At 37.7% G+C, this 13,612-nt stretch carries 11 protein-coding genes and 1 CRISPR repeat array; of the genes, 3 read left to right on the top strand and 8 right to left on the bottom strand.

Translation table 11 applies throughout. The features are described 5' to 3' along the window. Positions 1-10: 10 nt before the first annotated feature. Positions 11-451 (bottom strand): MarR family winged helix-turn-helix transcriptional regulator, encoded by a 441-nt coding sequence (locus CES79_RS00975; protein ID WP_054653805.1) that lies wholly within the window; start codon positions 449-451, stop codon positions 11-13. Between the two features lie 9 nt (positions 452-460). Next, positions 461-1,432 carry an amidohydrolase family protein gene (locus CES79_RS00970; protein ID WP_054653803.1) on the bottom strand — a complete coding sequence of 324 codons (972 nt, stop codon included), beginning with the start codon at positions 1,430-1,432 and terminating at the stop codon, positions 461-463. A 178-nt stretch (positions 1,433-1,610) separates the two neighbouring features. On the opposite strand from CES79_RS00970, the gene CES79_RS00965 reads away from it, so the two are divergent. The 3 genes from CES79_RS00965 (at position 1,611) to CES79_RS00955 (ending at position 3,712) form a co-directional block, all read left to right on the top strand. Then, positions 1,611-2,162 carry a TetR/AcrR family transcriptional regulator C-terminal domain-containing protein gene (locus tag CES79_RS00965; protein WP_089136050.1) on the top strand — a complete coding sequence of 184 codons (552 nt, stop codon included), beginning with the start codon at positions 1,611-1,613 and terminating at the stop codon, positions 2,160-2,162. A gap of 126 nt (positions 2,163-2,288) precedes the next feature. Next, the gene (locus tag CES79_RS00960; RefSeq protein WP_054653799.1) at positions 2,289-3,182 is read left to right on the top strand and encodes a 3-hydroxyacyl-CoA dehydrogenase; all 894 of its coding nucleotides are present in this window, start codon (positions 2,289-2,291) and stop codon (positions 3,180-3,182) included. 119 nt (positions 3,183-3,301) lie between these two features. Then, positions 3,302-3,712 carry a hypothetical protein gene (locus CES79_RS00955; protein WP_089136049.1) on the top strand — a complete coding sequence of 137 codons (411 nt, stop codon included), beginning with the start codon at positions 3,302-3,304 and terminating at the stop codon, positions 3,710-3,712. A 53-nt stretch (positions 3,713-3,765) separates the two neighbouring features. On the opposite strand, the gene CES79_RS00950 is transcribed toward CES79_RS00955, so the two are convergent. The 6 genes from CES79_RS00950 to cas9 form a co-directional block, all read right to left on the bottom strand. Next, on the bottom strand, positions 3,766-4,629 hold the full coding sequence (locus tag CES79_RS00950; protein WP_089136048.1) for an NAD(P)H-binding protein: 864 nt from the start codon (positions 4,627-4,629) through the stop codon (positions 3,766-3,768). A gap of 191 nt (positions 4,630-4,820) precedes the next feature. Then, positions 4,821-5,480 (bottom strand): type I-E CRISPR-associated protein Cas6/Cse3/CasE, encoded by a 660-nt coding sequence (locus CES79_RS00945; RefSeq protein ID WP_089136047.1) that lies wholly within the window; start codon positions 5,478-5,480, stop codon positions 4,821-4,823. A gap of 63 nt (positions 5,481-5,543) precedes the next feature. Beyond that, positions 5,544-7,363: a CRISPR direct-repeat array (repeat unit 36 nt; unit sequence GTTCTTAACCTCATTGATTTAACGTACTTCTAAAAC). 31 nt (positions 7,364-7,394) lie between these two features. Then, positions 7,395-8,063 (bottom strand): type II-A CRISPR-associated protein Csn2, encoded by a 669-nt coding sequence (gene csn2 / locus CES79_RS00940; protein WP_054653793.1) that lies wholly within the window; start codon positions 8,061-8,063, stop codon positions 7,395-7,397. Next, on the bottom strand, positions 8,060-8,365 hold the full coding sequence (gene cas2, locus CES79_RS00935; protein ID WP_225362273.1) for a CRISPR-associated endonuclease Cas2: 306 nt from the start codon (positions 8,363-8,365) through the stop codon (positions 8,060-8,062). Before cas2 ends, csn2 begins: the two co-directional genes overlap by 4 nt. Then, the gene (cas1, locus tag CES79_RS00930) at positions 8,343-9,248 is read right to left on the bottom strand and encodes a type II CRISPR-associated endonuclease Cas1 (protein WP_089136045.1); all 906 of its coding nucleotides are present in this window, start codon (positions 9,246-9,248) and stop codon (positions 8,343-8,345) included. Before cas1 ends, cas2 begins: the two co-directional genes overlap by 23 nt. 185 nt (positions 9,249-9,433) lie before the next feature. Next, entirely contained in the window at positions 9,434-13,531 is a 4,098-nt protein-coding gene (gene cas9 / locus CES79_RS00925) for a type II CRISPR RNA-guided endonuclease Cas9 (protein WP_089136044.1), read from the bottom strand. Positions 13,532-13,612: the final 81 nt, after the last annotated feature.

The following is a 13,612-nucleotide window of genomic DNA, read 5'->3' as shown; positions in this document are numbered from 1 at the left end:
ATCCTCCCTTTTACGAGTCAAGTTTTGTAATTCGTTCCAGTACCGCTAAGAAATCAGCTTGGCTCACTCGGCCATCCGTCACACTTAAACAGTCACTCAAAGCAACCTCTTGTGCATCTAATGCAGCTTTAACTTTGGGATATAGTTCTTCGCCAGCCTCAGTCAGTTTGAGCACGAATTTACGGCCATCAGTTGGTAATCTTTGCTTATCAACCAGACCCATGTCGGCCAGCTTAGCAATCTCCCGGTTAACGTTACTTTGGTGGCGGCTATCTGCCCGAACTAGTTGATCTTGAGTGATACCAGGATCATCGTGCAGTTTTAAAATAAAGAAAAATTGGCTGTTGTTGACGCCCAACGGTTTCAAGCGCTTCTCGAGTACCCGAATCGCAATGTTAGACGCGGTGTGCAGTTGCTTACTAATTGTCGCGTCGTTTTTATCTGCAATCATCGCGACCCTCTATAGCTTGAACAGCTTCTCTGCTGTTCCGTGAGCAATTGCTTCACGCTGTTCGTCAGTGATGTCAGCTTGTTCCAAGAATTTCCGGACAGTGTCCCCTGATTGAACGTAAGGGAAATCTTCTGACCACATGATGTGATCGGCGCCCATTTGCGTCAAAACCATCTGCATCTGTGGTGCGGTAAACATCCCGGATGGTGACAGGTAAACCTGACGCTTGTAGTAGTCGGAGAACTTATGCGGCAGGTCGGTCACGATTGGGCTAAAGCCATCGATGCGTTCCATAAACATCGGGATAAATTCGCCCCAGTGGCCAGTAGCCAATTTAACGTTCGGATATTTTTCCAGCAAACCAGCCGTGATGATTCGCATGACCTGAATGCCGGCTTCCATGTGCCAGCCCCACATTGCGCCAGCCATCATGTTAGCAGCCATCTTGGAGTAAGACTTGCTGTCGTACAGCATGGCTTTTTGATCATTAGAAATGACACCGGGATGCAAGTAAAGGGTCGTTCCCAGCTTATCGGCGGCAGCAAAAATGGCTTCAAACTTAGGATCATCTAAGAATTGACCATTGATACTGCCGCTAATAATACCGCCCTTTAGGCCAAGTTTAGTCACTGCATATTCCAGTTCTTCAGCAGCCTTGTCAGGCACGTTAGCTGGTAAAGTAGCTAACCCGGCAAAACGGTCAGGATATTGGCTGATCTTTTCAGCCAACGTTTCGTTTTGCGCGTGGGCGCCCGGAACGGCGTATTGGTCAGGCAGCACCTGTGCGGAATTGCCGGCATCGGAAACGACTTGGAAGTCGATACCATGTTCGTCCATGTAGGCCACCTTGTTACTAAAATCAACTAAATTGGGTTTGAGTTTATCTTGGTAAGGGTTATTGTTCTTCACTTTTGAGTACTGCTTAAATTGTTTGATATTTTCGTCTGTATCGTAATGTTCTTCAACTGTAATGAGTTTCATTAATAAAACCTCCTGTTAATGTCTAAGAAATGATACTTCATTTTTAAACCAAAAGTAGTGTAGCACATTTCTATGCGATTGCATAGTTTTTAGTTTAACATTTTTAATTATCCCCAATACTTAAACCAGTTTGAAGTAAAATAGAGCTATCATTTGCGAACGAAAGGACTTAGTCGACATGCTTCAAAGCTCTCAAAAATTATTAACTGCTTTAGTCACTTTGCTGGATGACAAGCTGCTCACTAAAATTACTACCTTAGATTTGATCCGGACGGCTGGTATTTCTCGTTCGACCTTCTACCGCCATTTTCAGGATAAGTTTAGGTTCTTTGACTGGGTGAAATCCTATCTATTGAATCTATTCCTCAAAGATGATTACAGCAACGATACTCCAATCTCCTATTACACGCGTTTTTTTCAGCACTTCGCTGACTATCGTCAAGCCTTTAAATCATTCATTTTAGAGGGGCGTTGGCAAAACTTTGAACGTGAAATCTTGGTATCAGGTGCCGATAACTATTCTCGGTTACTGACGAAACACCTTGACGAAAGTGCGCCAATCAAGACAATAGCGACCTATATCGTTTCTGCGCATATTGGTGTCGCCATTAACTGGCTGACTGAAGATGATGCCCATTCACCGGCGCAAATGGCGGTCATTATGACCCGGCTCACCAATAGTATCCTAGCTAACTACGACCTCACACTGGATACACTGATGGCAAAATGACACAGTTTTGCGAATTCTGACTCTCCCACAGCACGTCAATTTTTGATAAAATCATTTTGTCTTGTGATAGTTTTATCAAAGAATCAACTCACTCGTAGTCAACTTGATTAAAAAGGAGTTTTTAAAATGACAATCAAAAACGTTACAGTTGCTGGTGGCGGAGTTCTGGGTAGCCAAATCGCCTATCAAACTGCTTTCAGCGGTTTTGCCGTCACCTTATATGGCCGTCGCGATAGTTCCATTCAGGCAGCTAAGGGACGAATCGAACAGTTGCGTCCGGCTTATCTGCATGATTTACAGATCAGCGACGCCCAATTTGACGCTGGTTTAGCCAATATCAGCTATGAAACAGATTTAAATGCTGCCGTCGCTAAGGCTGATCTAATAATCGAATCACTTCCTGAAAATCTCACCACTAAGCAAAACTTTTACGAAACCATTGCCGATGCTGCACCTAAGGCCACGATCTTTGCCAGCAATTCTTCAACCATGCTCCCCAGCCAATTCGCAAAATTTACTGGTCGGCCAGCACAATTTCTCAACATGCACTTTGCCAACCATATCTGGGTCATGAATACGGCTGAAATTATGGGGACGAAACAAACGAGTACTGACACCTACCAAACAATCGTGCAGTTTGCGCGCAATATTAAAATGGTGCCGATTGAAGTTAAGAAAGAACAGCCGGGTTATGTCCTTAACTCGATGCTCACACCACTGATGGTTGCCGGGATGTCGCTTTGGGCAAAGGGTGTCGCTGATCCCATGACCATCGATAAAACCTGGATGATTGCCACCGGCGCACCAATGGGACCGTTTGCGATTATTGATATGATTGGTCTGCGAACTGCCATCAGTGTCCCCTTAGCTCAGGCGGGCGATGAAGATGGTCAGATTGCGGCAACGATTACTGCCAAGCTCAAAGAACGGCTTGCTGAAAACAAGCTTGGCGCTGAATCTGGCGAAGGCTTTTATCACTACCCGAATCCAGAGTTTCAACAGAAGTCATTTTTAAGTTAACTTGATCGATAATTTTGGTATTGGCAATCGCTGATACCATTTTTTATTGTCTTCACCATCATATTGCCGAATCCAGCAATTAATCTTATAATCGGTTTTGAATAGAGGTGTGTCGCGTGATGAAATTATCAAAAATCATTGGAATAGTTGTGATCCTCGTTGCTGCTGTCGCTTTAGTCGTTAAATTAACCAGCTTTGGCCTAGGCTCACCCCGAAGTCTGCAGGGTAACTACTTTGCGGAATCAGTACCCGGTCGATCCGGTGGCGGAATGCTGATCACCGCTCATTCGATCACCTACACACCATCTGGCTACACGGCATTTAAAGCGAATAATTTAAAGTGGCACAAGTACGGTGAATATTACCGGATTCAAGGCCACGTTAATCGCAATTCCTATCATGCTGGCTATAAAGAAGACTACATGTATGATCGCCAAGGTAACGAGCTAAGAGTTCAAACTTACGGTCAATACAAACATAATCGGAATTTTAAAGGTGTCACTCCATTTAAATTAGTCCATCAACGCTAAAAAGCATCCAACTCAATTTTGAGCTGAATGCTTTTTGATTAGCTAAATATCTGTTATTTCTCGATATAATTACGCTTTAAGAAACTCGTCATATCTTCTGGCATATGTCCAGTAATCGTCTCAAAGTCAGTCGTTGCGTGGCTGAATAAGCCCATTGCGCCAGCAGCGTACATGCTGGCCAGTTCTTCGCCATCGCCTTCAGGTGCGTAGATGCGGCCGAACTCTTTCAAGGTTACTGGTTCATAACCGATCTCATGACCGGTGACTGCGGTCATGATCTTACCAAGTTCTGGCATGGTTAGACTCTTCTCCTGAGTGACCGTATACGTCTGACCAGCACCGCGTAAATCAGCACGGGCAGCCAAGGACGCAATGGCTTCAGCACTATCGTCATATGAAATGAAACTCATGGCTTGCTTGCCAACCGGGTAGATCAGGTGCTTGCGTTCAATTAGTTCTGGTAAATAGGGCACTAACGGATCAGCATACAGTGAATTCTTGATGACCGCATAGTGTAGGCCGCTACCCGCTAATTTCCGTGGTGCATAACCATAATATGGTGACATCTGGAACGGATTGTTTTCTTGATCCGCAAAGAAGCTCACGAAAATCACGTTTTCGACTTTAGCTGCCTTCAGCGCCTCGATTGAATTCTCGAATTCAGTAATCCGTTGCAAAACGCTGTAGGTTCGGCTAGGAATATAAATGACAACGTCTTGGCCGGTGAAAGCTTTGGTCATCGTGTCAACACTCAGATAATCACTGGCAACGACATTAACCCCCTGAGTTTTTAGGTCAGTTGCTTTAGCGGGTGTATGAACCGCTGCCGTGAGTGATTCAGCACCCACCATCTTGATCAAATCCTGCATGACTCTGCTGCCAAGGTTGCCGGTTGCACCGGTCAGTAAGTATTTCATAAATGAGGTCTCCTTTGAATGGTAATGTAGCTTAGTGGTATTTCACTATTTAAATGAATAACACCAGCCCACGTAAAAAATTTCAAGTTTGCTGTTACCTTATAAATAACTTGCCATTTTTATCTTACCATTCATCGGAAAATTCGCCAGTCTTTTTGAAGAGAATTTGAATATTAAGTATATTTTAAATCTTAAGCTCCCGGCATTAAGGTCAGTAACCCAAAGTTGAAATTCTTGCTGCTGGCCATTCCGTTCAGCGTCATTTTTTCAAATGCCAGCAAATCTTTAACCACCAAGTCGCCTGCAAAGGTCACACGACTAGCCTCGCTATGTCCATTTTGCTGACGGCCTAAAATTGGTCGATTGGAACTAGCAACGTCAGATACATAAGCATTCTCGTCCTTGTTAGAGAGGACCGAAATCTGTCTCAGAATCTGGAAACCATTTTGGGCTTGCTGATTAAGCAGCCATTCCCGTTGCTCTGCAACGATTACCTGCGGATCTAATTTTTCATCACTTTCACCAGTGCGCGGTGGGTTGGCGGTAATCCGAAATCTGATGGGTTGATCTGCTAGTAAAGAATCTAGTAAATGCTCGTTTGCTTTAGAAGCTAACCCAGTTGCCATACTAGTTGGTCCCACCTTCGCACCCTTTGGCGCAACCTCGCTCAACATATATAGATACCAGTGCTTGTTCATCCGTTCGAATTGCCAGTAGTGCTCCCGCGGAACTGACGGCTGCAGTTCTCCGGGCAAAACGTGTTTATCCCAGTTGTGAGAAGGCTCTACGGTGATATGCTCTTGGATTTGCTGTAGCTTTTTGTCGGTTATTTTAATTCTTGATAGAAACATTTTTCTCTCCTACATTAAAATATAATTATGCTTATAGCTTAAAAAAGTTATAAAGTTATCGATATCCTTAACTTTATTGATTTAATGTACCTTTAAAACAAAAAAATAGGTCGTGTGTCATTTCTCCAAAGTTCTTAACCTTATTAATTTAACGTACTTCTAAAACACTGATATAGGTACCATCAGCCAATTGTAAGTTCTTAACCTCATTGATTTAACGTACTTCTAAAACATCAATGCCCCTTAAACTCTTGGCGCTGTTGTTCTTAACCTCATTGATTTAACGTACTTCTAAAACCTTTTCAAACTGATCTAAAACCTGATGAGTGTTCTTAACCTCATTGATTTAACGTACTTCTAAAACTCAGTTGAACAGGCCCGAGCAATTTCTCTGGTTCTTAACCTCATTGATTTAACGTACTTCTAAAACGCAATTGCTGCCATACCTAAAGTTGATCTGGTTCTTAACCTCATTGATTTAACGTACTTCTAAAACCTAATTTGCAATACGCACTAAAAGGGATCAGTTCTTAACCTCATTGATTTAACGTACTTCTAAAACTGACCTGAGCAGGTCATTAAACTACTTAATTGTTCTTAACCTCATTGATTTAACGTACTTCTAAAACTTTCAACTGGTTGAGGTGCATCCTGTTTAGGTTCTTAACCTCATTGATTTAACGTACTTCTAAAACTAAAGCATAGTTATATAAATCTTCTAGAATGTTCTTAACCTCATTGATTTAACGTACTTCTAAAACCTTTAAGCCGTCCCAGTATGCTTGTGGAATGTTCTTAACCTCATTGATTTAACGTACTTCTAAAACATATTTTTTGATGAAACGCTGCCACTGCCTGTTCTTAACCTCATTGATTTAACGTACTTCTAAAACGGTACTCCACAGGTTCAAGAAAAGGTCATTGTTCTTAACCTCATTGATTTAACGTACTTCTAAAACAGGTCCAGGGCAATGCCGTCAAAAATGGCAGTTCTTAACCTCATTGATTTAACGTACTTCTAAAACCTTAAGGTCAAGTTCAAGGGCTAACAGCCAGTTCTTAACCTCATTGATTTAACGTACTTCTAAAACAAAATCAGTACCATGTAACCAGTTGATCGTGTTCTTAACCTCATTGATTTAACGTACTTCTAAAACTACAGGAGGCGTTAGAAATGCCAATCAAGAGTTCTTAACCTCATTGATTTAACGTACTTCTAAAACGCGCTCTGTTAATGCTGGTGTAAAAATTAAGTTCTTAACCTCATTGATTTAACGTACTTCTAAAACCCTCATTCATTAATTCTAAGTAGTGTTCCGGTTCTTAACCTCATTGATTTAACGTACTTCTAAAACCTGTTGTAAACAATATTGATAGTTTTTCAAGTTCTTAACCTCATTGATTTAACGTACTTCTAAAACAATCGCAAAAAGATCATTTCGTAGTTGGTTGTTCTTAACCTCATTGATTTAACGTACTTCTAAAACAAGCGCTTTACCGGTGTTAGGGTCACGCCGGTTCTTAACCTCATTGATTTAACGTACTTCTAAAACGCGCTGAATGCGTTTATAGCGTATGACAAAGTTCTTAACCTCATTGATTTAACGTACTTCTAAAACCGTCAACTTAACCACCCCTCAATATCGCTAGTTCTTAACCTCATTGATTTAACGTACTTCTAAAACGGACTTATCGTTCAATTTATATGTATGTAAGTTCTTAACCTCATTGATTTAACGTACTTCTAAAACTAGTTTCATTGTTGTTCTCCTTATCATTTTGTTCTTAACCTCATTGATTTAACGTACTTCTAAAACTGGTCTAATGCGCTGTGGACTATGCGGTGGGTTCTTAACCTCATTGATTTAACGTACTTCTAAAACCGTATTTTCAACATAATATTTTAATAATTACTCAATCATGCCATTCTACTAAGTCGTCATCAATAAAGTAATAGCAGTAATCTTTAAATTTATCACGCTGGTTAGTTTCTGAGAAATCAATTAGAAATATTTTTGAGCCAAACGTCTTCCCTAAATTGGCTAATTCGGAGAACCGCTCCATGTCAAGATAGTGAAATACATTGGTTAAACAAATTACTTGTGAATCTTTTAAATCATGTGATATTTTTAAAATTGCTTCAATTATATCATATGGATTGTTGCGAGCTAACTCAGTAAATTGAATTCCTAAAAACTTAAGACATTTTAACAAATCCCATTCTTTGGAAACTGTAATCGGTAGATCCATGCCAAACAAAACATCTGTCATGACATCATTCATTTGATTTGTTAGTTGAATCAAATCCTCTCTACTATTGTTATCTATCCAAGTCGTTAACTTACGTTGCACTTTGGATTTAAACAAAGCATCTAAATCATTCATAAGTGGGTCACCGTACCATTCCGTATTGGCAGCTAAACTCACCTCCTCATCATTTTGAGTAATTAACCCAATTCTATCATCTTCATTCTTAAATAGCTTTACTAAATTCACGTACACTTTAGAACTGGCTGTTTGAATAATGGTTACTTGACCATTATTAACTTCAAAGGGCTTAAAAGGATACATTGTAATTTTCATATAATAATTGTCCTTTCGGAAGAATTACGCACATCTTTCTTAAAATTACCAGTCAGGAAGTGCATACTGTTATATTGTTTTTCAGTCACCATTAGAGTTTGAACTAAACCCTTTGCAGGTGCGATTAAAGATATACGCTTCTCCAAAAAATTTGCCGCATTTCTATCTACACAAACTCTGGCATAAACTGAATACTGAATCATTAAAAATCCCTCATTCAAAAGTGCTTTTCTAAACTTACGATAGATTCGTCTATCTTCACTGGTCTCTACTGGTAAATCAAACATGATCATTAAGCGCATTATTCTGTACCTCATTTGGTAGTTCCACCCCTATTTCAACAGTCTTAAGCTTATCACTAAGAAATTTCAAGCAATTTGAGACATACTTTGTAAGCGCATTTCTAAGGATCATGGACTCACCATTAAATCTAATCTCCAAATTAGGAAGTTCTACTAATCCAAACTTAACATCTTGTGTAAATTCTTCAAACTTTTGGTTAGCCACCCAAAAATCAATAATCGGGCGAAAAGGTTCCATGAAATCTGAGCCTAAATTAAAGTTATTTTCTGTTGAATAATGATGAATTCCAAGCTCAGTTAGATACCCATTTTTTACTATTTCTCGATTAACCATCGCAAGAATAATTGAGTATCCGTAATTTAATGCAGAATTCACGGGTGAAAAATTATGTCTTGAAAAATCGTTTCCGAACACTTCTTTAAAGTATTTTCGTGCAACAACCGCTTCACGATTACTTTGATCATTTAATTCTAATTTAGAGATTTCATCTTGAAGCTCTTCTACATTGTTACCTAAAGATTCCGAAACAAAGGTTTGCAATTTCATTTTCTCACTAACAATCTTTGTCCAGAGAATTCCTTTGCGATTTGATGACCATGCCATCTGTGCATTCAATATTTCGTTGCTTCGATTGTTTGGATATAAAGGAACCATTTCTGACACAGGTTCACCAGAATTATCTGTAAAAATAATTTTTGCCTGTTCTTTAGTTAACTCAGCCATAGCTGCACTAGTAATAACTGCCCTAGTTGTCGCAATTAAAAGCACTTGAATATCATCAATTGGAATTTCAAAATTATCACTGTCAGTCTGAACCAGTATTCGTCTTCCAGAATAAGAAATCTTTGAATGTTGCGTAATTACAACTGTCCGCCAACTCATTAAAAATCACCTCTTGATTATTTTAATTAATCATATACAATAGTATTTGGAGTTAACCACTCCATCTTGACCTTATTGATTTGACGTACTTAAGTTAAAATCAAACAATGCGAAAGCAAAGTTTATCTTTCTAAGAGCTTATGCTCAAGAAGCTACCGTTTATTCGGTAGCTTCTTTTTTATTATCTATTTAATTTCACTTACTCGACGTTTGCGTTCAAATAAACCTGTAGGCGATTGATAAATAATTTGAGCATTGGGGGATAATTTAAATCCCTTCTTATTTTGGAAAAAACTAAATGGTGTTTTTATACCGATAACTTTTAAATCAGGCTTAGTAGCATTAGCATGTAACCCTTGTAAAATGCTACTCAAAACTTCTCTTTTACCTACTTTTATTAATTTATTTTTTTTATAGACAGATTTCACCGGTAATTTTTCAAACTTTTCTCTGCCATTCCTCAGGCCTTCTCTAAAACGATTTTTGTCGAATAAAGTATAGTAATGATCGACTTGTTCTAAAATTTCATCGTAGACATTCATTAAATCTACACTGTCAGTTTCATGTAAATTTTTTGGTGCTTTACGGAGTATATTTAAACTATACCAGCTTAATACAAGTTGTTGAGCGTTATGAATAACAGTACTGCTCCCCATTGTGAAACGCTTTTTTTCATCCACAATTAATTGATTTTTCTGAATAACAGGTAGTAATACCTCAAATGATTTAGATTGAAGCCTAGGATCAACGTCTAAAAGAATCTGTTTAACTTTCGCTTTTAACTCTGTTTTAGATGTTTGCTTAATTTCAGAAAGATTGAGTACAGGAATTCCTTTTAGCTGGTATATTGAACCTTTTTTGTCTTCAATTTTAATCAGTATCATAAAGGCTTCTAATCGTTTAGTGTAACCCCCATACAGAGTTGTTAGTCGGTTTGTCTTAGCAGGAATTAAAGTTTTATGCTGACCCTTTTTACCATGGCTAGTATCATCAATTGCCTTATAAAGCGTTTGCCCATAAAGTGCCCCTGTATCAAAGTGAACCGCTTTGGATATCAAAACTTTTTTAAAGAAATAAACATGGACTAAATAATCAAAAATATCTTTTTGATCATTAATTGATAAATCAACTGGTTCCTTTTGATCTTTCAATTTATCTTCAGCTTTAAATTGCTTAAAAAAACCTGACAATAAATTTTTAAGATGAAAATCATCTGATATTTTTTTTGAATAGTCACCGTAAACAAGGTATCCACGTAGTTTAGGATACGTTTTCAGCAAATACTGTCCAATAAAGCCTGAAAGATAAGCATCAAAACCATGATGATAATCATTTACTTCACGATTTTTATAGAGGTGATAATTCTGCCTAAATTGATGATTTAAATCTGCTTTAATTGTCACGATTTCAGTATTGGGATACTTATTTGCCAATATTTCAACTGCATACTTAATAATTTGACGGGTGTCCACAAGTTGGCGATTAATAAATCCTTGGATACCATATTTAGTTAATCGTGAATCGTCTAACGTTAGATTCCAAAATTTTTTGTTAGAAATTAAATGTAATCGGTTTAATTTAACCCAAAAATTATGTTGAGCTTGACCATATAACTTTTGAGGAAGCTGATCCCCTTTTTGCTTATTAATTATAGATTTTGTTAATACCCGATTGTCTAATGAGTTATCCCACATAAAGGATCGTGGAATGACATGATCAATTTCATAATTTTCTAAATCATCAATATTAATTTTCTTACCATTATAAATATCGCAGCCCATCTGCATATAATACAAAAAGACTTTGTCTGCCATTCGCCCATTTTCATCAGCATCTTGTTTCCTAAATTCTGGTAGATCACTAATTTCTTGAGCAACTATTTGATAGGCCTGTTTAACCTGTTCAGCACGGCTAACAGTTCGAGTGTGATTGAGATTTTCCTCATCCCTTGAAAATTCGACAAAAAGTCGTCTAGGTACTGTTTCATGCATGGCCTTTTTTAAATCTTCAACAACTGCAATAACTTGTCGAATTGCTCGCTTATTTTCAGGAGAAGTTCTTAAATCATCAATTTGGTTATTTACTGAATTTTCAGTTAAATTTCCCTGATTAATTTGCTGAATTGCTTGCTGAAAATCATCTTGTGTTCGAATTTGTTGAAAATTCTGATTTGTATTCCACAACTCATCAATCATTCGTTCGCCATGTGCATTCACTAACTTAGCAAGCAATTTATGGGATAATGAACCCCATCCCTTATAATGCAATCGTGCAAGCTTCTGCCGTTCTTCATCAGTCAGCCATTCAACAGTTTTCAATTTTTCTTGATAAATCGTACCATCTTCAAAAATCGTTGACCATTCAATAAATTTTTCAAAATCATTTTGTAAATTAGCTTGATCAACTCGAGAGCCAAAAATATTCTTAAAGTCTAAGTAACTTGCTAATTTACTATTGAATTTTTGCGGATCTGCTAGACCAGTAATCTCAATGCTTTCACTGGCTTTATATTCTCCTTCACTTCGAAAGTGAGTCTGTAACATTTTCATCGTCACATTTTTATGCTTCTTAAATAATGTTTCAAACACATTTTGCTTCTGTACAAGAGTGATACGCTGCCCATTTATTCTAATCATATTTAATTCATTAAGAACCATAAAACGTTGATAAAGCAAACTATTTAAGGGCAATACTGGCTCTCCAAGTAAAAATGTATCGGTAGAGGTCATTCTCCGAATAAATTGGTTAGCAGACGCCATTCTGTCAACTTTTTGATCAAAATTCCATGGTGTTATTCGGCCAGGCTCTTTACGAACCATCCAAGCAAAGCTAGCATTACTACCCTTTTTTTGATCTTCAGGTGTTACTAGTGGACCAACATAATATGGGATTCTAAAAGCAACTAACTCATCCAGTAAGTATTTAGCATCTTTACGACGTTGCTTATTTGGATTAAGTTCTGCCAACCAAGGATAATATTGAGACTGATTTTCAATAATTTTATCCAATTCTTGTTGGTGAAGTTGATGTGGAATCACAATATTCTCTCGAGTTCGCTGTTTAAGCATAAATTTACCTAAATCAATTTCAGCTTCAATTTCTTGAGCAATTTTTGATTCATCGAGTTGTTTTTTAACTGCTTTTCCGAAATCCTCTTGAGATAATTTTTTGCCTTTAACACCATCAATATATTCGTCATAAAGATTCTTTAATTTATGAGCATCTTTTTCGTTTAATTGTTTCTCAAATGTTTTAAGTAATTCCAAATGCTCCTTGTGTGATTCATATCTGTGTATCATTGAATCCGATACCGTTTCAAAAGTACCACCATTTCCATCACTTAAAATTGATGTGAGAAGACAACTGCTGTATAAGCTTGAAAGAATGTTAAAGATTTCAACTTGGTTGCTATCAAGTGATTCAAACAACATATTTTGCTTATCCTCAACGTCTGCATCAGCTAAACTAAAGCTCCAATCTTTGCTGGTATCTTTATCTAATTTAACTTGAAAAATCACGTCGAATTTTACTTTGAGTCCTAAAATTGCTTTTAATAAATTCGTAGCAATTTCTTTATTAATATTATTTTCAACTTTATCTTCTGACTGTGCATAAACCATTTTTAAAAGTTCACGTTGACGATCTGACTTTTGTCGAGAATCATCATGAAGAATAGATTCAACTTTTTCTAAGTGAGTAAGATTTAGTTTAAAGGGTGTTTCAGGCATTAGTTGCTTAAATAAACCATTTAACCGCCGAAAATTACCTTGTAAGTCTAATTCACCAGTTTTAAATTGTGATACCGGCGTACCATATAGAAAATTACCACGGTACTTAACAATATGATGAATTGCTAAGTAAACCTCTCTTAAATCAAATTGATGTTTTTCCTCCATTAATTTCTTTCTAAGATGATAAATAGTCGGATTATCTATTCTAAATTGATGATCATCATTTGTACCAAAAAGATAACTTTTTGTTCCCGATTTTAAAGGATCTGAGCTTACCAGATTAGATTGGCGAAGGCGAGGTAAAAAGTTCTCATCTACTTCAGCTAAATGCGGACTAAAAATTTCATTCAAAAGTCCGAGACGCCATTTACGACGTTTGAGGCGGCGACGAGTAGTACGAAAGCTTCGACGTTCTTCTGCCTTTGCCGCTGTACCAAACAAGCGAACGCCAATGACCTCTGAACTCTTAGTTCTTACCAAATGTGCGTTTTCATCTAAAGCCGCAAAACCTACTGAATTACTACCGATATCAAGACCCGCATCATATTCCAAATCTAATATCCCCTTTATGAAATCAAATCAGCTTTTTACGTCATCAGCATTTGGACATATGTATGCCTCCCAAGAAGCAGG

This window comes from Secundilactobacillus silagei JCM 19001 (assembly GCF_002217945.1).
GTDB lineage: Bacteria > Bacillota > Bacilli > Lactobacillales > Lactobacillaceae > Secundilactobacillus > Secundilactobacillus silagei.
Note: the sequence above shows the minus strand (reverse complement) of the source record. Positions and strands in the feature narration are given on the sequence as shown.